Source organism: Hyphomonas oceanitis SCH89 (assembly GCF_000685295.1).
GTDB classification, from domain to species: Bacteria; Pseudomonadota; Alphaproteobacteria; order Caulobacterales; family Hyphomonadaceae; genus Hyphomonas; species Hyphomonas oceanitis.
This window is the reverse complement of sequence record NZ_ARYL01000010.1, coordinates 64,437-88,106: the sequence shown is the minus strand read 5'-3', so window position 1 is coordinate 88,106 and position 23,670 is coordinate 64,437. Positions and strand designations below refer to the sequence as shown.

23 protein-coding genes are annotated in these 23,670 nt (G+C 62.6%); 11 read left to right on the top strand and 12 right to left on the bottom strand.

The window, feature by feature from the left end; all coding sequences use genetic code 11:
- Positions 1-31 precede the first annotated feature (31 nt).
- Positions 32-1,435 carry a metalloprotease TldD gene (gene tldD, locus HOC_RS08275; RefSeq protein WP_035537418.1) on the top strand — a complete coding sequence of 468 codons (1,404 nt, stop codon included), beginning with the start codon at positions 32-34 and terminating at the stop codon, positions 1,433-1,435.
- Between the two features lie 121 nt (positions 1,436-1,556).
- Positions 1,557-1,988 (top strand): rhodanese-like domain-containing protein, encoded by a 432-nt coding sequence (locus HOC_RS08270; RefSeq protein WP_084146215.1) that lies wholly within the window; start codon positions 1,557-1,559, stop codon positions 1,986-1,988.
- A 59-nt stretch (positions 1,989-2,047) separates the two neighbouring features.
- On the opposite strand, the gene HOC_RS08265 is transcribed toward HOC_RS08270, so the two are convergent.
- Together HOC_RS08265 and HOC_RS08260 are read right to left on the bottom strand one after the other, a co-directional pair.
- A complete protein-coding gene (locus HOC_RS08265; protein ID WP_206741551.1) occupies positions 2,048-3,646 on the bottom strand; it encodes a peptide MFS transporter in 1,599 nt (532 codons plus the stop codon).
- Between the two features lie 109 nt (positions 3,647-3,755).
- The gene (locus HOC_RS08260; RefSeq protein ID WP_035537514.1) at positions 3,756-5,135 is read right to left on the bottom strand and encodes a glutamate--cysteine ligase; all 1,380 of its coding nucleotides are present in this window, start codon (positions 5,133-5,135) and stop codon (positions 3,756-3,758) included.
- 103 nt (positions 5,136-5,238) lie between these two features.
- Here HOC_RS08260 and HOC_RS21140 point away from each other — a divergent pair, with 103 nt between their 5' ends.
- Positions 5,239-5,871: a DUF6891 domain-containing protein gene (locus HOC_RS21140; RefSeq protein ID WP_051624653.1), complete on the top strand. Its 633-nt coding sequence runs from the start codon at positions 5,239-5,241 to the stop codon at positions 5,869-5,871.
- Positions 5,872-5,877: 6 nt separating this feature from the next.
- On the opposite strand, the gene HOC_RS08250 is transcribed toward HOC_RS21140, so the two are convergent.
- Complete coding sequence (locus HOC_RS08250; RefSeq protein ID WP_241766948.1) at positions 5,878-6,639, bottom strand: 16S rRNA (uracil(1498)-N(3))-methyltransferase; 762 nt, start codon at positions 6,637-6,639, stop codon at positions 5,878-5,880.
- Between the two features lie 60 nt (positions 6,640-6,699).
- Here HOC_RS08250 and HOC_RS08245 point away from each other — a divergent pair, with 60 nt between their 5' ends.
- Positions 6,700-8,073 carry an NAD-dependent succinate-semialdehyde dehydrogenase gene (locus tag HOC_RS08245; RefSeq protein WP_035537414.1) on the top strand — a complete coding sequence of 458 codons (1,374 nt, stop codon included), beginning with the start codon at positions 6,700-6,702 and terminating at the stop codon, positions 8,071-8,073.
- A gap of 316 nt (positions 8,074-8,389) precedes the next feature.
- Here the strand turns inward: HOC_RS08245 and HOC_RS08240 are convergent, their stop codons facing one another.
- Together HOC_RS08240 and HOC_RS08235 are read right to left on the bottom strand one after the other, a co-directional pair.
- Positions 8,390-8,986 carry a hypothetical protein gene (locus tag HOC_RS08240; protein ID WP_035537412.1) on the bottom strand — a complete coding sequence of 199 codons (597 nt, stop codon included), beginning with the start codon at positions 8,984-8,986 and terminating at the stop codon, positions 8,390-8,392.
- Between the two features lie 131 nt (positions 8,987-9,117).
- Complete coding sequence (locus HOC_RS08235; protein ID WP_035537410.1) at positions 9,118-9,867, bottom strand: hypothetical protein; 750 nt, start codon at positions 9,865-9,867, stop codon at positions 9,118-9,120.
- Positions 9,868-10,295: 428 nt separating this feature from the next.
- On the opposite strand from HOC_RS08235, the gene HOC_RS08230 reads away from it, so the two are divergent.
- From HOC_RS08230 to HOC_RS08205, 7 genes are all read left to right on the top strand, one after another.
- A complete protein-coding gene (locus HOC_RS08230; RefSeq protein ID WP_035537407.1) occupies positions 10,296-11,306 on the top strand; it encodes an aldo/keto reductase in 1,011 nt (336 codons plus the stop codon).
- 64 nt (positions 11,307-11,370) lie between these two features.
- Positions 11,371-12,534 carry a 4-hydroxybenzoate octaprenyltransferase gene (ubiA, locus tag HOC_RS08225; protein WP_051624652.1) on the top strand — a complete coding sequence of 388 codons (1,164 nt, stop codon included), beginning with the start codon at positions 11,371-11,373 and terminating at the stop codon, positions 12,532-12,534.
- A gap of 192 nt (positions 12,535-12,726) precedes the next feature.
- Positions 12,727-13,818 carry a sensor histidine kinase gene (locus HOC_RS08220; protein ID WP_035537405.1) on the top strand — a complete coding sequence of 364 codons (1,092 nt, stop codon included), beginning with the start codon at positions 12,727-12,729 and terminating at the stop codon, positions 13,816-13,818.
- Between the two features lie 70 nt (positions 13,819-13,888).
- A complete protein-coding gene (locus HOC_RS08215; protein ID WP_035537403.1) occupies positions 13,889-16,150 on the top strand; it encodes a copper-transporting P-type ATPase in 2,262 nt (753 codons plus the stop codon).
- Positions 16,150-16,317 (top strand): hypothetical protein, encoded by a 168-nt coding sequence (locus HOC_RS22120; RefSeq protein ID WP_156950421.1) that lies wholly within the window; start codon positions 16,150-16,152, stop codon positions 16,315-16,317. Before HOC_RS08215 ends, HOC_RS22120 begins: the two co-directional genes overlap by 1 nt.
- The gene (locus HOC_RS08210; RefSeq protein WP_035537401.1) at positions 16,314-16,589 is read left to right on the top strand and encodes a metal-sensitive transcriptional regulator; all 276 of its coding nucleotides are present in this window, start codon (positions 16,314-16,316) and stop codon (positions 16,587-16,589) included. Before HOC_RS22120 ends, HOC_RS08210 begins: the two co-directional genes overlap by 4 nt.
- A gap of 65 nt (positions 16,590-16,654) precedes the next feature.
- Complete coding sequence (locus HOC_RS08205; RefSeq protein ID WP_035537399.1) at positions 16,655-17,323, top strand: DsbA family oxidoreductase; 669 nt, start codon at positions 16,655-16,657, stop codon at positions 17,321-17,323.
- On the opposite strand, the gene HOC_RS08200 is transcribed toward HOC_RS08205, so the two are convergent.
- The 7 genes from HOC_RS08200 to HOC_RS08170 all read right to left on the bottom strand — a co-directional run bounded on the left by HOC_RS08200 (position 17,324) and on the right by HOC_RS08170 (position 23,535).
- Positions 17,324-19,051, bottom strand: a complete 1,728-nt coding sequence (locus HOC_RS08200; RefSeq protein WP_035537396.1) for an ABC transporter ATP-binding protein — start codon at positions 19,049-19,051, stop codon at positions 17,324-17,326.
- A gap of 34 nt (positions 19,052-19,085) precedes the next feature.
- Positions 19,086-20,210: an inositol monophosphatase family protein gene (locus HOC_RS08195; RefSeq protein ID WP_084146213.1), complete on the bottom strand. Its 1,125-nt coding sequence runs from the start codon at positions 20,208-20,210 to the stop codon at positions 19,086-19,088.
- Positions 20,197-21,543 (bottom strand): TldD/PmbA family protein, encoded by a 1,347-nt coding sequence (locus HOC_RS08190; RefSeq protein ID WP_035537394.1) that lies wholly within the window; start codon positions 21,541-21,543, stop codon positions 20,197-20,199. Before HOC_RS08190 ends, HOC_RS08195 begins: the two co-directional genes overlap by 14 nt.
- Before the next feature lie 44 nt (positions 21,544-21,587).
- Complete coding sequence (locus HOC_RS08185; protein ID WP_035537391.1) at positions 21,588-21,974, bottom strand: MAPEG family protein; 387 nt, start codon at positions 21,972-21,974, stop codon at positions 21,588-21,590.
- A gap of 76 nt (positions 21,975-22,050) precedes the next feature.
- Positions 22,051-22,326, bottom strand: coding sequence for a hypothetical protein (locus tag HOC_RS08180; protein WP_035537507.1), 276 nt, complete (start codon positions 22,324-22,326; stop codon positions 22,051-22,053).
- A gap of 125 nt (positions 22,327-22,451) precedes the next feature.
- Positions 22,452-22,757 carry a hypothetical protein gene (locus tag HOC_RS08175; RefSeq protein ID WP_051624651.1) on the bottom strand — a complete coding sequence of 102 codons (306 nt, stop codon included), beginning with the start codon at positions 22,755-22,757 and terminating at the stop codon, positions 22,452-22,454.
- 64 nt (positions 22,758-22,821) lie between these two features.
- On the bottom strand, positions 22,822-23,535 hold the full coding sequence (locus tag HOC_RS08170; RefSeq protein ID WP_035537389.1) for a protein tyrosine phosphatase family protein: 714 nt from the start codon (positions 23,533-23,535) through the stop codon (positions 22,822-22,824).
- Positions 23,536-23,670 lie beyond the last annotated feature (135 nt).

Sequence of the window (23,670 nt, the reverse complement as noted above, 5' to 3'; positions counted from 1 at the left end):
TGCAGCGGACAATCACACGCATCTAGGATGCATGACCCAGACTGATTTACCCTTCGATATCGCCCGCGCTGCGGATATCCTGTCTGACGCTGTCTCCGGCGGCGATGACGGTGACCTCTTCATCGAGCGCTCGCGCTCTGAAAGTTTCATGTTCGACGATGGCCGACTGAAATCCGCCGCCTTCGACACCGACCAGGGCTTCGGCCTGCGGGTCGTGGCAGGCGAAGCGCAAGGCAGCGGCTACGGCTCTGAACTCTCGCTCGACGCCATCAAGCGCGGCGCGCTCACGGCCTCTCAGGCCAAGCGCGGCTACTCTGGCCGCCTCGCCGATGGCCCCCAGCCAACAAATCGCCGCCTCTATGCGCCTATCGATCCGACCTCTGCGCCTGACTTCTCTGCCAAGACCGGACTGCTCGCGGAAATCGACGCCTGGACAAGGGCGCTGGACCCGCGTGTGGTGCAGGTCTCCGTCTCGCTCGCCGGCAGCCACCGGGAAGTGGACATCATTCGTCCCGACGGCGCAGTCTTCTCCGACGTGCGCCCGCTCGTGCGCCTCAACGTCTCGGTAACTCTCGAAGAGAATGGCCGCCGTGAATCGGCCAGCGCAGGCGCAGGAGGCCGCGCGGCTTATGACGAGTGGATCCAGCCCGGTCGCTGGCAGGACCTTGTCCGCCGCGCACTTGGCAAGGCCTCAGTGAACCTGCAGTCCATCCCTACGCCTGCGGGTGTCATGGAAGTCGTGCTTGGCCCAGGCTGGCCCGCCGTACTGCTGCACGAAGCGGTCGGCCACGGCCTCGAAGGCGACTTCAACCGCAAGGGCACCAGTGTCTATGCTGGCCGGATTGGCGAACAGGTGGCCGCCAAGGGCGTCACCGTGATCGACGACGGCTCGATTGAGGCGCGCCGCGGCTCGCTCTCGTTCGACGATGAAGGCACGCCTACGCAGCGCACCGTACTGATCGAGGACGGCATCCTTAAAGGTTATATGCAGGACCGCCTGAACGCTCGCCTCATGGGCGTCGCGCCGACCGGCAATGGCCGCCGCGAAAGCTATGAAGCGCAGACCATGCCGCGCATGACCAACACGGTCATGCTCGGCGGCGACAAGGATCCGGCCGAGATCGTCTCTTCCATCAAGCGCGGCCTCTGGGCCGTGGACTTCGGCGGCGGTCAGGTCGACATCACATCCGGCAATTTCGTGTTCCAGTGCACCGAGGCCTATCTCGTCGAGAACGGCAAGGTCGTCGCCCCGGTCAAGAATGCGACATTGATTGGCCACGGGCCGACAGTTCTGCAGCAGGTCTCAATGATCGGGAATGACTTCGCCATGGATGACGGCGTTGGCGTTTGCGGCAAGGCCGGACAGTCTGTTCCTGTGGGCGTTGGCCAGCCAACGCTCAAGGTCGGTGCCCTGACTGTGGGCGGCGCCGGATAAAATTCGCGTTAGGATTCATACTGACTCTTGCGGCCCCGCGAGGGTTTTGCCACTTTATCGCCACATTAGGCGCCGGGCTCGTTAAGCATCCCGGCCGCGGCGTAGAGGGTGAGATACGGCAATGAGACTGCGATTCCTTGCATTGGCTTGTGGGGCGATGAGCCTTGGCAGTGTGGCCATGGCAGATGTTGAGACCCTGGCGGCCGATACAGCCTACAAGATGTCCCAAAAGGGCGAACTCGTCCTGATCGACGTGCGCACGCCGTCGGAATGGGCGATGACCGGCATGCCGCGCGATAGCGTGGGTGCCACCCTCCAGGATACGGATTTTGTGGCCCGGGCGCGCGGCGCCGTACTCGGTGATCTCGACCAGCCCGTCGCCGTAATCTGCAAGTCTGGCACGCGGTCGACCTCGGCGGCGCAGAGACTGGCCGCTGAAGGCTTTGGCCACGTGTTCAACGTGACCGAAGGGATGGCTGGCCACCTCGGCGCGGGCGACGGCTGGATCAAGCGCGGCCTGCCGACCGACCCGTTCAACCCGCCGGACCGATAGGCACATCGAACTTAAAAAAGGGCGGCCTTTGCGGGCCGCCCTTTTGTTTTGTCTGGCTGTTAGCCGAGGGTTTTGTCCGGTGCGCCCGGATCGGTGTTCGATCCACCCGTGTCCACCGTGCCGACGTCTTCGGAAAGATCGTCTGCCTCGAGCGTCGCGAGATGCATCATCTTTGTCAGGAAGGGCGAGGCGACCGCGAACAGCACGCCGACGCCGATAGCAAACCAGCCGACCTTTGAATAAACGTCGAGCACCTGCCCGACACCTTCACCGCCGGAGGCCGTCGCCTGCGCAATCAGGGCTGCAACAGCGTTACCGGCACCTGATGCCAGGAACCACGCGCCCATCATCAGACCGACCATCGAGGTCACCGAAAGGCGCGTCATGGCCGACAGGCCGACCGGGCTCATGCAGAGTTCGCCCGTCGTGTGCAGCAGGTAGATCAGGAAGATGAAGATGACCGGCGTCAGGCCGTCACCGGCAGCACCGAAGACCAGCACAAGGAAGCCGAGACCGAGTTGCATCAGCGCCAGTGCGAACTTCATCGGCGCACTTGGCTCCCAGCCCTTCTTGCTGAGCCATATCCAGAGCCCGGCGAAAACCGGACCAAGCGTCATGATGTAAAGCGCGTTGATCGACTGGAACATCGAAGCCGGCACTTCCCAGCCCAACAGGTTCCGGTCGACATGCTCATCCGTGAAGATGTTCAGCGACGAGCCCGCCTGCTCGAACAGGCCCCAGAACAGGACGTTCGTCGAGATAAGCACAAGCGCCACGATGATCCGGTTCCGTTGGTGCGGATTGAGCTTTGCCACCGCGCGCCAGACGATAAACAGGTAGGTCACGATCATGGAGGCGAGAAGCAGAAGGTTGACCGCGCCCTGGCTGCGCACAAGGAACCAGACGATCAGCGTGGTCACAAGCGCGCCAGCCCAGATCGTGTGTTCGCGGCTGAGCGGACCGATGATCTTGTCGGTCAGCAGCGCAGGATTGCTCGGCTCCCCTGCCCCTTTGAGGGCAGGCTTGCCCCAGACGAACACGACAAGACCCAGCAACATGCCGATGCCCGCCGCGCCAAATCCATAGGCCCAGCCATAGACTTCGCCGAGATAGCCGGCGATCAATGCGCCGAGGAAGGCGCCTGTGTTGATACCGACATAGAAGATGGTGAAGGCGGAATCGCGCCGTGCATCCGTCTTGGGATAAAGCGAGCCAACAATCGTGGAGATGTTGGCCTTCAGAAAGCCGACGCCCACGATGATCAGCGCAAGGCTGAGATAAAAGATGTTCAGCACCCCTGGATCGGCCGTCTCACCGGCCGCGACGGGATCGCCCTCGATCGCCATGCCGAGGTGGCCAAGCACGAGGAAGATCGCCCCGATGGTGACGGCCTTTCGGGCGCCGAGATACCTGTCCGCGAGGAAACCGCCGATCACCGGCGTGATATAGACGAGCGTCGTGTACGCGCCGTAGAGGCCGTAAGCCGCTTCACGGTCGAACAGGAAATGCTTGGTCAGGTAGAGGACCAGCAGGGCCCGCATACCGTAATAGGAGAAACGCTCCCACATCTCGGTGAAGAAGAGGACGTAAAGCCCCCTCGGATGCCCCAGAAATGTCTTGTCGTAATCCTGCCCGTCGGCAATCGAATTGTCTGTCACGCAGCGCTCTCCCGTCAGCTTCCCTGAATTTCGCATATTGAGCCTGCTCTGGCGCATGGCTCAAGGTATTTTCTGCTTTTTCGGGAAGCTGAGAGGGAAAGTCGTGCCCCTAATAGGCCTCTTCTGTGAAAATAGGGCGCACGTCGCGGTTCCAGGGACCGTGATAACGGGCGAGAAGGCGATCAGCGGGTGTGAGGCCGGTCTTGGCGATCTCATCAAGTTCCGTGAGGTAGCCCGTCTCGTCATCACCTGATGTGGAGAGGTTCGCCCGGTTGCGCAGACCCTGGCGGGAGAGTTCCAGCACCTGTTTGGCGAGATCCTGCATCGAGCCACCGCCGGGAATCGGCGTGCGCAGGCCAAGCGTGCGAACGCCCTGACGCATCGATTCGCGCTCGGCATCGGTCCAGTTTTTCACGAGATCCCAGGCCGCATCGAGGCATTGGTCGCAATAGAGCAGACCTGTCCAGAAGGCGGAGAAGGCGCAGAGTCGGCTCCACGGGCCGGCATCGGAACCGCGCATTTCAAGGAAGCGCTTCAGGCGCACTTCCGGGAAAATCGTTGAAAGATGGTCTTCGAAGTCGCCCATGGCCGGCAATTCGCCCGGCAGGATGGGCAGCTTGCCCGCCATGAAGTCGCGGAAGCTGAGGCCGGACGCGTCAAGATATTTGCCCTGACGGCGCACGAAATACATCGGCACATCCAGCGCATAGTCGACATATTGCTCAAAGCCGAATCCCTGATCGAACACGAAAGGCAGCATGCCCGTTCTGTCCGGATCGGTGTCGGTCCATATCTGCGACCGGTAGGAGAGGAAGCCATTGGGGCGGCCGTCAAGGAAGGGCGAGTTGGCGAACAATGCCGTGCCGAGTGGCTGAAGCGCCAGCGAGACGCGAAATTTCTTCACCATGTCGGCTTCCGAGCCGAAATCGAGATTGGTCTGCACGGTGCAGGTGCGGAACATCATCTGGCGGCCGAGGCGGCCAACCTTGTCCATGTATTCCGTCATGATGCGGTAGCGGCCCTTCGGCATCACGGGCGTCTCGGCGAGGCTCCACAGTGGGCTCGCGCCCGTGCCAAGGAAGGCGATGCCGAGCGGCTGCGCAATCTGGCGCACTTCGGCCAAGTGGCTGCCGACCTCGTTACAGGTCTGGTGGATCGTTTCCAGCGGCGCTCCTGACAGCTCAAACTGGCCGCCAGGCTCCAGCGAGACGCTAGCGCCGTCCTTTTTGAGGCCAATCAGGTGACCGCCTTCGACGATAGGCTCCCAGTCGAACGTGTCGCGCAGGCCTTCCAGCATGGCCAAAATAGAGGCCTTGCCCTCATAAGGCAGCGGCCTCAGGTCAGCCGTGGTGAAGCCGAATTTCTCGTGCTCGGTGCCGATGCGCCAGTCCGCACGGGGCTTTGACCCTGCGTCAAGATAGGCAACCAATTCGGTCTTGGATTCGATACGTGCGGAGGACTCGTCGATGTCCGCGGTCGGTGTGGTCATCTCGGCCTCCCATAAATCGGCGATGGAAGTGCACATAGGTATGTTTCATCCCAACGCCAACCGGGTTATTCTATCCTTTGTAGAGAGAGTCTAAGGGGCTGAAGTGACCAAGCTGAAGGCAGACGAGCGCGACGACCTGAAGATGTGGGCCAGAATCCACGTCCGCGGAGGCTATGAAGAAGCCGATGAGATCGAGGAAATTCTCTTCGAACTCACCGAAGACTTCGACACGCCCATGTCAGAGCGCGACCGCCGGATCGAAGTGCGCAACGCCCTGATTGCGGCTGCGCAGACGCTGGTCGATGAGCAGGATTCCTGGCCGGTGCTGACCGATTATGACCGGCTGGAACTAGCCATGGATACGCTGGAAGACAATGGCGTCGTCGCGCGGGCCAACTTCACCTGCTGCGGTAATTGCGGGGCTGCCGAGATCGGTGCCGAAATCGAGGATTATGAGGCCCTCGGCCATGTGGCACGCGGTTACGTTTTCTTCCACCAGCAGGATACCGAAAGCGCCGTGGAGGGCCACGGGCTCTATTTCAGCTATGGCGCGGCCCATTCCGAGCATGATGCAGCCCATATCGCGATTGCGCAGGAATTGTTCGACCTTCTGGTCGCCGTCGGCCTCAAGCCGCACTGGGACGGCAAGATCGACCACCGGGTGGGCGTCGTGCTCGACTGGAAACGGCGCTGGGTGGACGGCGTGCCGACGCCGCTGAAGCGTTGGTCTTTCTAAGGGTTCCTACCCCCAATCTCCACACATGGCCTGCCATAGCGTCATCGCGGCCACAGCGGCGGTTTCGGCGCGCAATATGCGCGGACCGAGGCTGACAGGATGGGTGCCTTCGCGGGCACGCAGGAATCCCCGCTCAGCAGGGCTGAAGCCCCCTTCGGGACCAATCAGGATAGCCGCCGCCTGCCCTTTGAGGCCCTCCAGCACCTGCGCCATCGGCTGGGCACGGCCTGACTGGCCACCCCAGGGAGCATCTGCCTCATCGCCTGCTTCATCACAGAAGATCAGCGCTGTCCCTTCCGGCAGGGACTCGAGCGCTGCGTCGAGGCCAAGGGCATCCGCGAGGAGCGGAATGTCCAGACGCTCGGTCTGCTCAGAGGCTTCCAGCGCGATCTTCTCGAAACGGTCGAGGCGCACGGTGCGGGATTGCGTGCGTTCGGTAATCACAGGCTGAATGAAGCCGGCGCCCAGCTCGGTGGCTTTCTCGACGATGAAGTCGGTCTCGGATTTCTTGACCGGCGCAAAGAGGAGAGTCAGTGGCGCCCCGCCCTGTGCCGGCTGCTGACGCAGCTGCTCGGCTGGGGTCATCTCGGCGCGTCGGCCCGCGACGGCGCTGATTTCCGCGCGCCATTCGCCGTCGCGACCGTTGAAGACGCGGGCGGCATCTCCGACCCCCAGCCGCATGACGCGGGTCAGGTATTTCGCCTGCTCCTCGTCGAGCTCGAAGGGCGTGCCTGCGACAAGATCACTGTTCACGAATAGGCGAGGCATGGAACTCATCCGGGGTCTATATGCCTATATAGAATTGAAGTTAAGCCGAAGGACTGTCTCATGAGTAAGCCTGTTGTCACATCGATCAACCCAGCAACCGGAGATGTGCTGCAGACCTTTACGCCGCATGGCAGCGCCAATGTCGATGCCGCCATCGAGCGGGCCGACGACCGGTTCCAGACCTGGCGCCTGTCCAGCTTGACCGAACGCTCGCGCTTGATGCACAAGGCCGCCGACATTCTCGACGCCCGCAAGGATGCCTTTGCGCGAACGATGACAATGGAAATGGGCAAGCCCCTTCGCGAGGCAATCGCCGAGGTCGAGAAATGCGCGCTCGTCTGCCGCCACTATGCGGATCATGCAGAGGCTTATCTGAAAGACGAGACGATCGAGACCGAGGCGAAGCGGTCCTATGTTCGTAACCTGCCCATTGGCCCGGTTCTGGCCGTGATGCCCTGGAATTACCCGTTCTGGCAGGTCTTCCGCTTTGCCGCGCCGACGCTGATGGCGGGCAATGTCGGCCTGTTGAAGCATGCGTCCAATGTCTGGGGCTCGGCGCTGAACATCGAGAAAGTGTTCCGCGAGGCGGGCTTTCCGGAGGGCTGTTTCCAGACGCTGCTGATCGGATCGAAAGCGATTGAGGGCGTGATCCGCGACTCGCGGGTGAAAGCCGTGACGCTGACCGGTTCCGGCCCTGCCGGGCGCAGCGTTGCCAGCATTGCGGGCGAGGAGCTAAAGCCCTCGCTGCTGGAGCTTGGCGGCTCTGATGCCTTCATCGTCATGCCGTCGGCGGATATTGCCAAGGCGGTCGAGACGGCGGTGAAATCGCGCAACAAGAACAATGGCCAGTCCTGCATCGCGGCGAAACGTTTCTTTGTGCATGCAGAGATCTATGACGCCTTCACGCGGGACTTTGTGAAACAGGTCGAAGCCTTGCGGGTGGGTGACCCGATGCTGGACACGACGGATATCGGACCGCTGGCAACCAAGGCGATCCGCGACGACTTGGTCAGCCAGGTGGACGCGACACTGAAAGGTGGCGCGCAGCTGATTAGCAAACCGGCCGATGTAGATGACAAGGGCTGGTGGTTTGCGCCGCAAGTGCTCTCCGAAGCGCCGCGCGGCACGCCGGGATCGGACGAGGAAATGTTTGGCCCGGCCGCCAATCTCTGGCGTGTCGATAGCCTTCCGGAAGCGATCCTGAAGGCCAATCACAGCGATTTCGGGCTCGGCTCGGCGATCTTTACGCAGGACGAAGCCGAGATCGAGGAAGCCGTCCGCGACCTGCAGGCGGGCTCGACTTTCGTGAACGCACTGGTCGCCTCAGACCCGCGCCTGCCCTTTGGCGGCGTCAAGCAATCGGGCTATGGCCGCGAACTCGCGGCGGATGGCATCAAGGCGTTCGTGAACCGGAAGACTGTTTCGGTGAGCTGAGTATCTTTATCCGTATCCCCGGCGAACGCCGGGGTCTCTTGCCTTTCTGCGATTGCCTGAGGTCCCGGCTTTCGCCGGGACTGCGGCGTGTGGGGTGGCCCCCTTTGAGAGCACCACTCACCGCCCGGGGATACCTGCGAAGGCAAGTATCCATGGACCGGGTTTTCCCAAAGCGCTGTGAGGCCCGGCCAGTCCATGGGCCCCTGCCTGCGCAGGGGCCATCGGGGGGAGCGTTGGGTGTACGATTTTGAGGGATGTGGGTATGACCGGAAACGCCTTTCAGCGTCCGGCAAAGGGGTCTGATTGACTGTCGGATTTAGCCGGATGTTTCCCAGCTCTTGAACGCGTGCCGCAGCAATTCCGGCAGGGCTGTCGCGATGGCGCCAAGCTCTGGCGGCATGCGGTGGGTGCGGTGCATGGGAAGCGCCATGGGGGCAGCCTCGCCGGCCTTGCGCTGGCGTTCGAGCGTGCGGGCGAGGCGTCTGGCGTGGGCTTCCGGGGCGGCGAGCAGTTCCTGCAAAGCTGCGAGGCGGGCGAGGATTGGGGCGGCCGGAACAGGCCCGCAGGCGCGTGTCGCGGTCGCTAACCCGTCCCCGACCATGCCTGGCCCCAAGATGCGGGGCGACAGGCCCAGCAGGTGGCCCGAGGCCTTGGTTTCGACGGGCTCGGTATCCGAATGATGCCCGGACGATGCCCGAATAGTAACCGGAGGCAGCACGAGCCCCAGCGCCATGAGCACGAGCAGGCGCCGGATGATGATTTCGAGCCGCGCGAGTTCAGCCCGGGCGCGCTGGGCGAGGGTTCGCTTCAGCGTGGAGGGGTTGAGGTGGGCGTTCGTCATGGTGGCGACGGCGCTCAAAGCGCGTTGCGCTTGGGCGATACCGTGACTGACGAAGGCGGACGTGTTGGTCATGACCGCCAGTATAGGCCGGACGGGATTGGGGTTGGATAAGGTGGGGGAGAGACGTGGCCTATGAGTGGTCGGTATCGCGATGCTCAACCCACCCTACGATTGCTCCGCTGACTGGGAACATCGACAACAAACTATTGCTTTGCGCTGTTGCCCCACTTCCACTTATGGACCGTGTCCCCGGCCCAACCAATTTTCTTCAGAACAGCTGCAAGTATAAAGTCGACCACGTAAGGGTTATCCGGACCACCGCCCATATAGGTCGGACCGCCGTCAAAAAACGCATCTCGGGCACGTCTGGCGTAGTTGGCCTCTGCAATCCGTACCAGATCTTCGGTACGCATCGCATCGCCGTCCGCATCCAACAGATCACAATAGGTACGATAGGTCTCCACCGCTAGCATCTGACGCTTCTTGGTGGCAAGGCGCTCAAAAGCGTCGGACAGCCCATAGCGACATTTCCGTCCCTCAATCGCATCCAGTATGTGATAATCAATTTCTACATCTGCATACTGAGATATGTGTTCGCGGATATGGACTAATCGATCATCCAGTAACCCAACCTGGCGATCAAGCAGAAACGCAATGTACCGTACTATACTCCATGTATATCCATAACCGTTCAGTGTCTCGTCATCGAGATTCCAGTCGGCGATTGCCGCAAGCATCTCTTCGGATTTCTCAAGAACCCGCTCCATATCGGCCACAGGCGATTCCCCCCGCCGCCACTGCAAGAGCCCGATGTCGAAGTGCTTCTGCAGTGCTTCAGCTATATTGCCATATGCCAGAGAATAGTCACCTCGCGCGATGACCCCCGCGTTGATGCGAGCAATGTCGGCAAGGGCGACTCTGTTATAATGAATATTCTTTTCCGATTGTTCCATGTCCGCCTCAAGGTACCATTTTCGTAGTACCGCAATGCACCATTCTGCATCCGCCGCAAAGGCGGTGCATTGCGGCCGGTGGCCTTAATGCACCCTGCGGGACTGTGCGCCGGCTTCTTCATTTCGTCGCATGGGGCGCGTGTTTCGATCCCTGCCTTCGCGAGGACAGGCTTCGCTCAGGACGAGCCCCTTTGGAGGCTTGCTCTCAGCCGGGGATACCTTCAGCGCGCCCCCTTCTCCCTTGGGAGAAGGGTTGGGGATGAGGGGTGATGGCGTCGCTGCAGGTGCGGTGGGGTTTGTGGGACGTTCCGTGACCCCTCACCCCCGGCCCCTCTCCCAGAAGGGAGAGGGGGGCGCGTGGGGACTGGCTTAAGACTGACTGGCCCGTTAGGCTGGGCCTGAAACCAAATCAGCAGAGAGCACGCATCATGAGCATTACACCGCGCAAGCTGGGGCCTGAGACCGTTTATCCCGTGGGGCTTGGGTGCATGAACCTGCATCATGGATACGGGCCGCCATCGGACGAGGCGGAGGCTGCGGCGCTGCTGAATGAGGCGCTCGATATGGGCTATGATTTCCTCGACACGGCGACGATCTATGGCTTCGGCAAGAACGAGACGCTGATCGGCAAGGCGCTGAAGGACCGGCAGGGCGAGTTCGTTCAGGCCAGCAAGTGCGTGATGCTGTTCGAGGATGGCAAGCGGAAGCTGGACGCGCGGCCGGAGAGCATCAAGGCGGCCTGCGAGGCGAGCCTGAAACGGCTGCAGCGCGAGACGATCGACCTTTACTACATGCACCGGCCAGACCCGAACGTGCCGATTGAAGACTCGATGGGCGCGATGGCGGACCTCGTGACCGAGGGCAAGATCCGCATGGTGGGCTTGTCGGAAATGGGCGCGGGCCTGCTGCGCCGGGCGCATGCAGTGCATCCGGTGACGGCGATGCAGTCTGAATACTCGCTGCTGACACGCAACCCGGAGATCGCCGTGCTGGACGCGTGCAAGGAACTGGGCGTGACTTTCGTGCCCTTCTCGCCTGTGGGGCGCGGCTATTTGGCGGACAATCCACCGGCGCCGAAGGATTATCACGAGGCTGACATGCGCCGCATCTTCCCGCGCTGGACCGAGCCCTACTGGACGGAGAACCTGCCTTTGCTGAAACAGGCGCAGGAGATGGCCGGCGATATGGGCGTGACGACATCACAGCTGGCGATTGCCTGGACGCTGGTGAAGGAGCCGGACTGCGTGCCGATCCCCGGCACCACCAATCGCAAACATCTGCGGGACAATTTCAAGGCAGCGGAACTGGTGCTGACTGAGGCGCAGATGGCCTTGCTGGATAATGTGTTCCAGCCGGAAGCCGTGAAAGGCCCGCGCTATAACGCGATGGCACAGGCGAGCGTCGACACCGAGCAATATGCGTTCGAGACCGAGGCCTGAGGCGATTTCGCGCGAAACGTGCGCAAGGCTGTGAAACCGCCCAATTCGCTGTATAAGCCGCCCGATGACCGAGACCGACACACATGGCAAGCCCGAGACGCGGGCCATTCCGGCTGACAGCGCCCTGCCGGGCGTGCTGGCGATGCTGCCCGGCTGGATGCAGCCCTATGCCATGCTGGCGCGGCTGGACCGGCCTGTCGGCATCTGGCTGCTCTACCTGCCCTGCCTGATCGGTCTCGCCTTCGTGCGGATGCGCACGGGGCTGTACCTCGTGGACCTGTTCTGGGTGCCGCTGTTCCTGCTGGGGGCGGTGGCCATGCGCGGGGCGGGCTGCACATGGAACGACATTACCGACCGGGACTTTGACGCGCAGGTGGCGCGCACGGCGCTGCGTCCGCTGCCCTCCGGCGCGGTGACGCTGCGCGAGGCGTTTGTCTTCATGGGCGTGCAGCTGGCGATTGGCTTGGCCGTGTGGGCCTGCCTGCCGGGCGATGCGAAGCTTGTGGCGCTGGCGGCCATTCCGCTGGTGGCGGCGTATCCGTTCATGAAGCGGGTAACCTGGTGGCCGCAGGCGTGGCTGGGGCTGACCTTCAACTGGGGCGTGCTTGTTGGCGCAGCGACCGCGGGAAGCCTCTCCCTGCCCGTCTTCATTCTCTACGCTGGCCTCGTCCTGTGGACGATTGCCTATGACACAATTTATGCGCTGCAGGACCGCGAAGACGATGCGCTGATCGGTGTGCGCTCCACGGCGCGCCTGTTCGGCAAGCGGGCGGTTCTGGTGAGCTTCTGCTTCCACATGGGCGCCGCAGCGCTTGTCGCGCTGGCGGCGGTGATCAATGGATCCGTGCGGGCGGGCGCCGTGACGGCGCTGGCTTTCCTCGCCCATGGCCTGTGGCAGGCCGTGCGGCTGAAGCGCAGCCAAGAGAATGACGCGCTGGCCGTATTCAAGGCGAATGTCTGGGCTGGCGCGATCATCGTGGCCGGGTTCACGCTGGCGGCCATGCTGCCGACGCCAAAGCCGCGCACGCTGTTTGCCGAGCATGAAGTGGTACGCGCCGGGCCGCCGGAAAAAGTGGCCCTGCCTTTCGGGCTGGAGCTGAAACGCGAACATCATATGCCGCGCACGAAGACATGGATGGCCAGCGATGTTCTCCGCGCGCTGGAAAAGGAAGGTGTGCCGGTGGCTGAGCCCGACGATGTTCCGCCTGCCACACCAGAGGCAGAATAGCCGTCAGCCCGGTTGCGACTGACGGCGCCAGATCGCCTTATGCGCCTGCGGATCGCGCAAAAAACCACTGAAAAGTCCGGGACTTGTTAACCGTGTTGCTCTGTTGACCGTTCGGTGGGTCTGCCCTACCGGTTGGCGGCTGTTTTTTGTTGGCCATTGCGCGTCGACAGACTGTTTGAGGGAATAACGAGCATGCGGGCTGCCCCCCACCCCCGGCAGGCTGAACGTCTGGAAGCGCTGCACCGCTACGAGATTCTGGATACGGCGCGTGAGGCCGAGTTCGATGAGATTGTCGCGCTGGCGGCAACCATTTGCGGCACCAGCATTTCCGTGGTGAACCTGATCGATGAGGACCGCCAGTGGTTCAAGGCCGAAGTCGGCCTTGGCGTGCGCGAGACGCCGCTGGAGACCTCCATCTGCTCGCACGTCATCCTCAGCGATGATTTCGTGGAGATTACCGATACGCATGCCGACCCGCGCACGCAGGACAATCCGCTTTGCATGGCGGATGGTGGCCTGCGCTTCTATGCGGGCGCGCTGCTGAAGTCGCCCGAGGGCCTGCCCATTGGCACACTCTGCGTGCTGCACGATGCGCCGCATGAGCTGAATGATTTTCAGAAGGGCGCACTACGCACGCTGGCCCGCCAGGTGATGCGCGAACTGGACCTGCGCGTTGCCCTGCGCGACCAGATGATCCTCCGCCGGGAAATGGACCACCGGGTGAAGAACTCGCTGCAGTCGGTTGCCTCGCTCATCCACCTCTATAGGGCCCGCGCGAGCGAAGAGAGCTTCGAGGCCTTTGACGCGGTGGAGCGCAAGGTGAACGCCATATCGCTGCTGCATGAGCAGCTGCATGAAGCCAGCGACCTACAGACCGTGCAGATCGGTGTGTTCCTGCCGCGCGTGCTGGACCTGCTGCAGGGCTCTGCGCCGGAGAATGTGAAAATACGCGGCGACATTGCTACGCTGGACCTCAACTCGTCCGATGCCTCTTCGCTGGGCATGATTGTCAGCGAATTCGTCGCCAATTCGATCAAGCATGGCTTTGCTGACGGACGCCCGGGAGACATCGAGATTTCGCTGCAGCGCGAAAAGGATGGCCACGTCACGCTGAGAGCAATGGACAATGGCGCTGGCAATGCCGCCGGCCCACGGCACAATTCTGCCGTAGAGGGGCTCGGCCAGCGGCTCGTCGATGCGGCGGCCTCCCAACTGGGCGGCACGCTGGAACGCAATGCCTCGCCAAAGGGTTATGAAATCAAGCTGGTGTTCCTGTCACGCTGAGGACAGGCTTGCATATACCCCTTAGGGGTATCATATAGGCGTGTGAACACCGGTATCGGAGTGCGCACCCATGACGACAGACACGTCTTCCCACGATCACAGCCATCACGATCACGGCGCGCCGGCCAAAGCCGAGGCTGCGCATGCGTGCTGCCATGGCAGCAGCAAGCCAGACAAGAACGACAGCGCCTATGACCATGTGCCGGACAATTATTCCGGCACGGTATGGATCTGTCCTATGCATCCGCAAGTGCGCGAGACGTCCAACACGGGCTGTCCGATCTGCGGCATGGCGCTGGAACCGGAAACCGCGGCGCTCGAGGAAGATACGAGCGAACTCGACGACATGACGCGCCGGTTCTGGATCAGCACGGCCTTTGCCCTGCCCCTGTTCGTCTACGCAATGAGCGACATGATCCCCGGACAACCGCTGCACGGACTCATTCCGGCGGGCTGGGCCCCGTGGATCCAGCTGGCGCTGGCGGCGCCTGTCGTGCTGTGGGGCGCAGCGCCTTTCTTCGTGCGCGGCTGGCGGTCTGTCAAAACCATGAACCCGAATATGTTCACGCTGATTGCGCTGGGCACCGGCACAGCTTTCCTGTTCAGCCTCGTCGCGACCGTGGCGCCGGGCATTTTTCCGGACAGTTTCCGTGGGCACGATGGCCAGGTGCATGTCTATTACGAGGCGGCGGCGGTAATCACCGCGCTGGTCTTGCTGGGACAGGTTCTGGAACTGAAGGCGCGCAGTGCAACCTCCGGCGCGATAAGGGCGCTGCTGCAGCTGACGCCGCCAACAGCGCGCATCATCCGCGAAGATGGCAGCGAGGAGGACGTTGATCTTGAGGATGTAAAATCCGGCGACCGGCTGCGCATCCGCCCCGGCGAGAAAGTGCCGGTGGACGGAGACGTCGTCGAAGGTAAGTCCAGCATCGACGAGTCCATGGTGACGGGCGAGCCGCTGCCAGTGGCCAAGGCAGCTGGCGACAGCGTGACAGGCGGGACGGTCAACACAACAGGCACGATTGTGATGACAGCCACGCGCGTCGGCAACGACACCGTTCTGGCGCAGATCGTGCGCATGGTGTCGGAAGCGCAGCGCTCGCGCGCGCCGATCCAGCGGTTGGCTGACGCCGTGGCGGCCTGGTTCGTGCCGGCCGTGGTCGCCACTGCCGCGCTGACCTTCATTGTGTGGGCTGTGTTCGGACCGGACCCGGCGCTGGCCTTTGCGCTGGTGAATGCCGTTGCGGTTCTGATCATTGCCTGCCCCTGTGCGCTCGGCCTCGCCACGCCCATGTCGATCATGGTGGGCACCGGCAAGGGCGCACAGAACGGCATCCTGATCCGCAATGCCGAAGCGCTGGAGACACTGGAAAAGGTCGGCACTGTGGTGGTCGACAAGACGGGCACGCTGACCGAAGGCAAGCCAAAACTGGTGACGGTGGAGCCGGCGGAGGGCTGGGATGAAGCTGGCCTGCTGGCGCTGGTCGCCGCAGTCGAGGGTGCGAGCGAACACCCGCTGGCGGCAGCGATTGTTCAGGGCACAAAAGATCGCGGGATCGCAATTCCGCAGGCAAGTGATTTTGAATCCGTAACCGGCGAAGGCGCGCAAGGCGACGTCGGCGGCAAGTCCGTCGCCATCGGCAATGCCAAGATGATGCGCCGCGTCGGCGGCTTTGATGAAGCGCGCGCCGAGGCGGCCGAGACTTACAGGCAGGAAGGCCAGACCGTCATGTTCGTCGCCGTAAACGGCAAGGCGGCGGGCCTGATCGGCGTGGCCGACCCGATCAAGGCGACAACGAAAGACGCCATCGCGCAACTGCACAAGCAGGGCCTGAAAGTCGTCATGCTGACCGGCGACAGCGAAGCAACGGCCAAGGCCGTCGCCCTGCAGGTCGGCATTGATGATGTCCGCGCAAATGTGTCGCCGGAAGACAAGAACCGCATCGTCCGTGAGCTGCAGGAGTATGGCGCGGTCGTCGCCATGGCGGGCGATGGCATCAATGATGCCCCGGCGCTGGCGCAGGCCAATGTCGGCATTGCGATGGGCACCGGCACGGATGTCGCCATGGAAAGCGCCAGCGTCACGCTCGTGAAGGGCGATATGGCCGGCATCGCCAAGGCAATCAATCTCAGCCACGCAACAATGCGCAACATCCGTCAGAACCTGTTCTTCGCCTTCATCTACAACACGCTTGGCGTGCCACTGGCGGCGGGCGTGCTCTATCCTTTCTTCGGCCTGTTGCTGAGCCCGATGATTGCGGCGGCAGCGATGAGCCTCTCGTCCGTATCGGTGATCGGGAACGCGCTGCGCCTACGCGCATTGAAACTCTGATGGGCGCTTCATACGAAAAGAACAGCCTGACACTGCCGGGCGCAGTTGCCATGGGCACCGGCGTGATGATCGGCGCGGGCATTTTCGCTTTCGAACATTTCCATCTTTCAAAGTCCGGTGACGAAGACGATACTGCAGGCTCGCAGACGAAGGACACATCGGCATGAAACCGGAAACGAGAGACGCCGCCGCCAAACGCCTGGCCCGCATCGAGGGACAGGTGCGCGGCGTGGCAAAAATGGTCACCGAAGATCGCTATTGTATCGATGTCGTGCGGCAGGTGCAGGCTATCAAGGCGGCGCTGGCCGCGCTGGAGGGCGTTATCCTGGATGATCACATCGCAACCTGCGTGGACCACGCCCTGAAGGGCGACGACATGGAGGCGCGGCGGGAAAAGGTGGAAGAGCTGGTGGCCGTGCTGGGCGGACGGAAGAAGTAAGCTCCCATCGATCACATATTCTTGCGCCGGTTGCGTGCCGGCCATGGGGCACTTAGGTTGAGCGCATGACAGTTGTTGTAGAAATGGTTTCCGATCTGGTTTGCCCGTGGTGCTGGCTGGGTCTTCGCAGGATCGAGGAAGCGCGCAAGCTCGCGCCCGAGGTCGATGTTCAACTCGTATTCCGGCCCTTTGAGCTGGACCCGACCATCCCTTCCGCGGGCGTCGACTATAAGGAATACATGAAGGAGAAGTTCGGGGGCTCGGATGAAAGCCGAGAGCGCTCCGGCACGATGCGTCAAGCCCTGATCGATTATGGCGAGGCCGAGGGCATCCCGTATCATTTCGACAAGATCACCCGCCGCCCGAACAGTTTCGATGCGCACCGCGTCGTGCGCTGGGCCCAAGGCCAGAACAAGGGCGCCGAGGCCAAGGAAGCGCTGTTCAAGGCCTTCTTCGAGGATGGGCGCGACATTGGCGACCATGAGGTTCTGGTTGATATCGCCCGCGACATCGATCTCGACGCGGCCATCGTGGCCGACCTGCTGAAAAGCGATGCCGATGTCGACAATGTGCGCGCTGAAGCCGAGGCTTTCCGCCAGATGGGCGTCAGCGGCGTGCCGACCTATATCGCCAACCGCGCCGTCGCCGTGCAGGGCGCAGAGAGCGCGGAGAAGCTGGCACGGTTCCTGAAGCATGCGGCGTCGCAGTTGCCAGAGGAACGCCCGGCGGGCTGATCAGCTGAGCTGCAGGTCCACAAGGCGGCGATAGGCGCCATTCTTCTCCATCAGTACGCCATGGCTGCCGTCTTCGACGGCGCGGCCATCTTCCATAACGATGATACGGTCGGCCGCGCGGACGGTTGAAAGGCGGTGCGCGATGATCAGCGTCGTTCGGCCCTTGGCGAACCCGGCAAGCGCGTCCTGAACCTTGGCCTCGCTTTCGGCGTCGAGCGCGGAGGTCGCTTCATCCAGCAAGAGGATAGGCGCCGCACGGATTATGGCGCGGGCGAGCGCAATGCGCTGGCGCTGGCCGCCCGAAAGGTTGCGACCCATCTCTCCAGCCGGAGCATCATAGCCGCCCGGTAGCGCGAGGATAAAATCATGCGCATTGGCGGCGCGGGCCGCAGCCTCGATATCGGCTTCGCTGGCGCCGAGGCGGCCCAGCGCGATATTGGCGCGGATCGTGTCGTCGAACAGGGCCGCATCCTGCGCGACGAGGCCCATATTGGAGCGCAGGCTCGCACCCGTAATGTCGCGCACATTCGTTCCGTCCACGGAAACCACGCCGCCGGTCGGATCATATAGGCGCAGGAGCAGGTTGAAGACGGTCGACTTGCCCGCACCGGACGGGCCGACGAGCGCAATCGTCTCGCCGGGATTGGCAATGAAGCTGAGTCCCTTGAGGGCCTCTGTGCCATCGGGATAGGCGAAGCGGACATTGTCGAAAGCGACGGTGCCGGTGACAAAGCCGATCGGCTGGGCGCCGGGCGCATCGGCGATCTCGGGGGCGGCATCAGTGATTTCGAACACGCGGTCAGCGGCGGCGCCGCCTTCCTGCGCCACGGAGTTCAGTGTGCCGAGGGCGCGCAGTTCCGGCGCGGCAACGGCGATGGCGCCAACAATGCCGACGAAATTGCCGAGCGACGTGTCGCCTTGCGCAATGCGCCAGGCTGTCAGCGCGAGAATGCCGACAAGCGCGAGACCGCCAGTTATTTCGAGAATGGGGTCCACGGCGGCGCGGTCTGTCAGGACTTTGAGGAACAGGCGCGAGCGCTCCACGAAGCCGCGTTCGGCGCGGGCCTTCTGGTAATCCTCAAGCCCATACGCTTTCACCACACGGGCGGACTGAAACGCCTCGCCCAGCAGCGACGTGACCTCGCCGATCTGGCGTTGCGACTGGCGCGAGCGCTTGCGCACCCGGTTGCCGAGCGCAAGCACCGGCGCGAAGGCGATGGGATAGATGACGAGCAGGACGAGCGTGAGCTTCCAGTCCATGACCAGCATTGTGATAAAAACGCCGATGACGGTCAGAATGCCCTTGGTCAAATTGTTGGCGATGCGCAGCCCGGCATCCCGCAGGGCATTCACGTCATTGATGAAGCGCGAGACGAAGCCGCCGGATGCCTCCGCTGCGATGCGGGCAAAATCACCATCCGTCAGCGCACCGAACTGGTCCGCCTGAATGTCGACGACAGCGCGCTGAACGCCGGTATTGTTGAAGATGGTCATGCCATAGAGCGCGAGCGAGCGGACCACGGCCGCGACGCCAATAATTGCGATCAGCCACCAGAGCGACGTTGGCACCTCGACCTTGTCAGGCCCGGCAAGGGCCTCGAGCCCTTCGACGACCAGTTTCAGCAGGTAGCCATAGGAGGCTGCCGCAATGGATGTGAGCGCGGCACATAGCGTTCCAGCCACGAACCAGCGCCAGTGCGTGGCAAAGCGCTCGCGGGCCAGTCGCATCAGGGCGCCGGTGGGGCGCGCCGGTTTGGCCGGATCAGACGTGATGGTGTTCCCCTGTCTCGGGGTCGAGCAGGCGGTGGGCGTGCAGAATGAAGTAGCGCGTCTCGGCGCTGTCCACAGTGCGATGGGCGGCGGCCTTCCAGGCGTCATAGGCGTCCTTGTAGCTGGCGAAGGCACCAACAAAGTCCACTTGCGAGAGGTCTTCGAATTCGACCTCTTTCACATCTTTCAGTTCACCGCCGAACACGATGTGAAGAAGCTGTTTCTCGGCTTTAGGGGCGTCGCCCATTTTGACTGGCTCCATTTTGGCGGTTGGTGCGGCCTTGGCCACCTTTGTCTGCGGATCCTGTATATCCACAAATCCTGACCGGCGCACTAACAGAGGATGCAGGTGTTTTCCAGATGCGATAATGCTGCGCTGTGCCGGAATGGCCTGATTGAACTGCAATTCCTCGCCCTTGTGCGTGGTTGCAAGGCCCCCGGCCTCCTCAACCAGCACAGTCCCGGCCGCAAGATCCCAGTCGGACTTGTTGGAGAGCACGAGCGTCGCGTCCCACGCGCCGGAGGCCACAAAGGCCATGCGCAACAGGGTGGAATTGGGTTTCGGGCGGGGCACGGTGACGGCTGGCCACGGCTCCGGCCAGCCCTTGTAGTTCAGCATTTCCTCGGCCGCGATCAGGCGGCAGCCCGCCTCGGTCTGGCATTCGGAAACGCGCAACAGGTCGCCATTGAGATAGGCGCCCGCACCTTTCCGGGCCTCGTAAAGCTGTCCCAGCATCGGCGCGTAAAGCACGCCAGCGACCGCCCTGCCCTCTTCCACGATAGCGAGGCCGACACACCAGTTCGGGTCGCCGCGCATATAGGCGCGCGTGCCGTCGATCGGGTCGACAACCCAGCAGCGGTCCTTCTGGCGGGCTTCGCGATTGTCCAGCGTCTCTTCCGACAACCATCCATAGTCAGGCCGCGCCGTGATCAGCCGTTCGGCGCAGAGCCGGTTGACCGCGAGATCGGCTTCGGTGACCGGGCTGCCGCCGGTCTTCTCCCAGGCCCGGGCGGACTGGCCCTCAAGCGTATAGGATAGCGCCAGCTGACCCGCCTCGATGGCGAGCCCGCGCAGCGTAACCAGGTCTTCAATCAGCGTGCGTTCAGCTGCCGGCAAGGCTCATGTCCTCGACGAGGATGCTCGGCGCATCGCGCGTGCCCCGGAACTCGAGATCGGAGGCAGGGATGAGACGCGCGAAGATGGCCGGCAGGTCGCCAGCAATCGTCACCTCGGAAACGGGATAGGCAATCTCGCCATTCTCGAACCAGAAACCCGCGACGCCAACGGAATAGTCGCCGGTATTCGGGTTGATCGACGGGCCGAACATGTCGGTAACGAGCAGGCCCTTGCCAGCCTGCGCCATCAGCTCTGCTGGCGTTTTCTCGCCCGGCTGCAGGTAGAGGTTCGATGTGGTGACACCTGGTGGGTCGCCGAAGCCGAGGGCGGAGAAGCCATTGGGCTTCAGGCCAAGCTGGCGGGCTGACGGACCGTTGAGCAGCCATTCAGTGAGGCGGCCATCCTCGATCAGGTAAGTCTCCTTCACAGGCAGGCCTTCGCCATCATGGCTGCGCGAGCCCATGCCCATCGGCCGGAACGGATCGTCGATGATGTTGATGCCCTTGGCGAACACCTGCGTGCCCATGGCCTCTTTCAGGAAGCTGACACCGCGCGCGATGGACGGCCCGGAAATGGCGCTCATCAGGGCGCCGAGCAGGCCGGACGAAACACGACGGTCATAGATGACTGCGGCCTTCTGCGTGCCCAGCTTGCGCGCGCCAAGGCGGGCAATGGTGCGCTCGCCGGCGGTGCGGCCGATGGCTTCGGCAGTCGGGCGGTCAGCGGTGTGCCGCACGGACCAGCTTTCATAATCGCGCTCCATGGCGCCGTCTTTCTCGGCGACGGAGGCGAGGCCGAGGCTGGTGCTGGACCCTGTCTTGTAGGCGAAGAAGCCGTTACTGGCCGCGACCCAGCGGCTGGAACGGTTCCACGATGCGCCGCAACCGGCGACCGTCTTGATGCCTTTGACGGCCAAGGCGGCAGCCTCGGCCGCGAGGGATTCGTGTTCGAGTGTCTCAGGCGACAGTTCAGGCTCGCCACTCAGGTCCATGTCCAGAGCGCCTGTCGCAAGCTCGCTCGTATCCGGCAGGCCGCAATACTTGTCCTCCGGCACGGCGCGGGCCATGGCGGCGCAGCGTGTGGCCAAGGCATGCAGGCCTTCGGTGGAGAGATCAGAGCCGGACACATGCGCCTGCCGCTTGCCGTAAAAGGCCCGCAGCGACACGGATGTGCTCTCTTCGCGTTCAATGCTTTCCAGCTTGCCGTCCCGAACAGAGACGCTGACGCCTTCAGCGGCCCCGATACGAGCGTCTGCAGCGTCGGCACCTGCCTTGAGGCACTGGTCGATAAGGCCGGCGAGCAAGTCGGCCGGCGGGGTCTTGAATTCAGCCATGAGCGCTAGATGGACCGCCCTGCGGGACCGCGCAACCGCTCAAATCAGGCAAGGCCGTGATAAATCAGCATGAGCGCAATCCCGATCATGGCGATCCAGGTGAGCACCATGCCGAAGGCGCGCGCGGGCAGGATATTGCCCGACAGGCCAACGGCATGAAGGATGCGACCAAATGTGAACGTGCCTCCCAGAACGTGTATCCACAGGACCGGGATGCCCATATAGGCCGCCGTTACGAGGCCCACCATCATGGCCGGGATGTATTCCGTCGCATTGCCATGCGCGCGCGTGCGCAATTCCAGCTCCAGATTCCCGCCATGCCCGACGGATATCTGCGCGGAACGACGCATGAAAACCACGCGCGATGATAGATAGATCAGCAGCAGGATATTGATGCCGATATAAACGGCTGCGGCTTCCAATGGTGGCATGTCCTATTCCTCCAAGAAAAAATGCCGCCGGAACAGTCCAGCGGCATTTATCATTTGTCCCATCCCGAAATCCGGCTCAGTCGTCGCGGCGTGCGTCTGGCAGGCGGTCGTTGATGTCGTCGCGGATGTCCATCAGCGTGACGATCAGGCCGCAGACAAGGCTGGCAGCGATCCAGCCGCCGGCTGTGAAGATGACGAAGTCTGCCACTTGGGAAAGACCGCCCGTCAGGCCGAACATTTCATTGCTGAATACGCCCTTCTGGTAGAGGCCGAGCGCGATGCCCCCGACGATGATCGCGATATAGGCCACGTAGACCATGATGCGGAAACTGTTGATGATCAGAAACTTCATGGGCATCCCCTCTGTGTTGCAGGCAGAATCTAGGCTTTTTGCGGCCTCGCGTCACGCGATTACACGCGAGAAACGAATGTCAGGGCCCGAACGGTGTCCGAATGCACCCCGTCAGGCAGGCCGGGCTAGTCCTTTGGCGGGGCAAGTTTGCAGGTGAACATGTCATTCACGACCGACGCGAACTGTAGCTGTTCCGCTGTCGTCAGGGACGTCACAAAGTTCTCCACGTCGCGCTTTTCACGGCCGATGGCCTGCGCCGTACGCTTGAACAGGTCCGGGTCCAGCTTGGCTTCCATCGCATCGGCAATGCAGGTGCAGGTCTCGACCGCTTCGCCTTCAGACGCGCACGTCTTCACGATGGCCTTGTTGTCGCCGCCGCTACAGGCGCCGAGCAGCGCGAGGGCAGAAATCGAAAGGAGAAGGTGGCGCATTCCGGCGGCTCCATGGTCAGGTTGATCGCGGAACTGACCATGAATCTCGGGTTAGGGAAAGCGCCTATTCCCGGCCAAGTATCTTGTCGACCTGGACCTTGGCGCCAAAATTCTCAAGGAATTCAGTCTTCACGGCCATCCGGTCATAATCCTCCTCCACCCAGTCGAGGAAAGGCTTCCAGGCCTCAGGCGCGCGGCCGGCATTGTAGCGCTCATAGGCATCGAAAAAGGCGTCCAGCATGCCCGTCTTGCCGTGCTTGATGTGCAGGTACTTGAACGAGAGCTGCTGGCGCGCCTCCGCGAACGGCACCTTCTCGTGCAGCAGCATATACAGGACCGACATGATGCCCGCCCGGTCCGCACCGGACTTGCAGTGCATCAGGGCCGGATATTCGATGCGCGCGAACAGGTCGCGTGCGCCGAAAATGGCTTCCTTCGTGGGCGTGTCGCGGGAAAAGACCTGGAAATCGACGAGGGCGATGCCCGCCGCTTCGCAGGCCTCTTTCTCCAGCAGGTAATAGCCCTTCGTGCTGGGGCCGCGCAGGTTGATGATCGTCTTGATGCCGCGTGCCTTGGCATGCTCAACGACCTGACGGGGCGAGGGCTGGTTGGCCCGCCACATGTCTGGCGCGATCTGGTGCAGGTTGCTGAAACGGGCCCGCAGGAAGCCGTGATCGCCCCAGATCAGCTCGCGCCGTGCCCGTTTGCGCCCTGCGACGGTCGCGAGATCAGCGGCCACATGCGGGCGCTTCTTCTTTTTGGGCGTCAGTTTCACCATGCTGCCCACGCGATTACAGGCGTGCCCGGCTGGCTGCAAGCAAAGGCGGCAGGACATTTTTCCAGGCCCCCTGCATCCAAACGGGCATCTGGCTGCATCTACCCAATGAGGCCGGACATTTGGAGCCGGTGAAAC

Bases quoted from the DNA above. Each gene is read 5' to 3' on its own strand.
- tldD (WP_035537418.1), top strand. From the start codon at position 32: ATGACCCAGACTGATTTACCCTTCGATATCGCCCGCGCTGCGGATATC.
- HOC_RS08270 (WP_084146215.1), top strand. From the start codon at position 1,557: ATGAGACTGCGATTCCTTGCATTGGCTTGTGGGGCGATGAGCCTTGGC.
- HOC_RS08260 (WP_035537514.1), bottom strand. From the start codon at position 5,135: ATGACCACACCGACCGCGGACATCGACGAGTCCTCCGCACGTATCGAA.
- HOC_RS08250 (WP_241766948.1), bottom strand. From the start codon at position 6,639: ATGCCTCGCCTATTCGTGAACAGTGATCTTGTCGCAGGCACGCCCTTC.
- HOC_RS08245 (WP_035537414.1), top strand. From the start codon at position 6,700: ATGAGTAAGCCTGTTGTCACATCGATCAACCCAGCAACCGGAGATGTG.
- HOC_RS08240 (WP_035537412.1), bottom strand. From the start codon at position 8,986: ATGACCAACACGTCCGCCTTCGTCAGTCACGGTATCGCCCAAGCGCAA.
- HOC_RS08235 (WP_035537410.1), bottom strand. From the start codon at position 9,867: ATGGAACAATCGGAAAAGAATATTCATTATAACAGAGTCGCCCTTGCC.
- HOC_RS08230 (WP_035537407.1), top strand. From the start codon at position 10,296: ATGAGCATTACACCGCGCAAGCTGGGGCCTGAGACCGTTTATCCCGTG.
- ubiA (WP_051624652.1), top strand. From the start codon at position 11,371: ATGACCGAGACCGACACACATGGCAAGCCCGAGACGCGGGCCATTCCG.
- HOC_RS08220 (WP_035537405.1), top strand. From the start codon at position 12,727: ATGCGGGCTGCCCCCCACCCCCGGCAGGCTGAACGTCTGGAAGCGCTG.
- HOC_RS08215 (WP_035537403.1), top strand. From the start codon at position 13,889: ATGACGACAGACACGTCTTCCCACGATCACAGCCATCACGATCACGGC.
- HOC_RS22120 (WP_156950421.1), top strand. From the start codon at position 16,150: ATGGGCGCTTCATACGAAAAGAACAGCCTGACACTGCCGGGCGCAGTT.
- HOC_RS08210 (WP_035537401.1), top strand. From the start codon at position 16,314: ATGAAACCGGAAACGAGAGACGCCGCCGCCAAACGCCTGGCCCGCATC.
- HOC_RS08205 (WP_035537399.1), top strand. From the start codon at position 16,655: ATGACAGTTGTTGTAGAAATGGTTTCCGATCTGGTTTGCCCGTGGTGC.
- HOC_RS08200 (WP_035537396.1), bottom strand. From the start codon at position 19,051: ATGCGACTGGCCCGCGAGCGCTTTGCCACGCACTGGCGCTGGTTCGTG.
- HOC_RS08190 (WP_035537394.1), bottom strand. From the start codon at position 21,543: ATGGCTGAATTCAAGACCCCGCCGGCCGACTTGCTCGCCGGCCTTATC.
- HOC_RS08185 (WP_035537391.1), bottom strand. From the start codon at position 21,974: ATGCCACCATTGGAAGCCGCAGCCGTTTATATCGGCATCAATATCCTG.
- HOC_RS08180 (WP_035537507.1), bottom strand. From the start codon at position 22,326: ATGAAGTTTCTGATCATCAACAGTTTCCGCATCATGGTCTACGTGGCC.
- HOC_RS08175 (WP_051624651.1), bottom strand. From the start codon at position 22,757: ATGCGCCACCTTCTCCTTTCGATTTCTGCCCTCGCGCTGCTCGGCGCC.
- HOC_RS08170 (WP_035537389.1), bottom strand. From the start codon at position 23,535: ATGGTGAAACTGACGCCCAAAAAGAAGAAGCGCCCGCATGTGGCCGCT.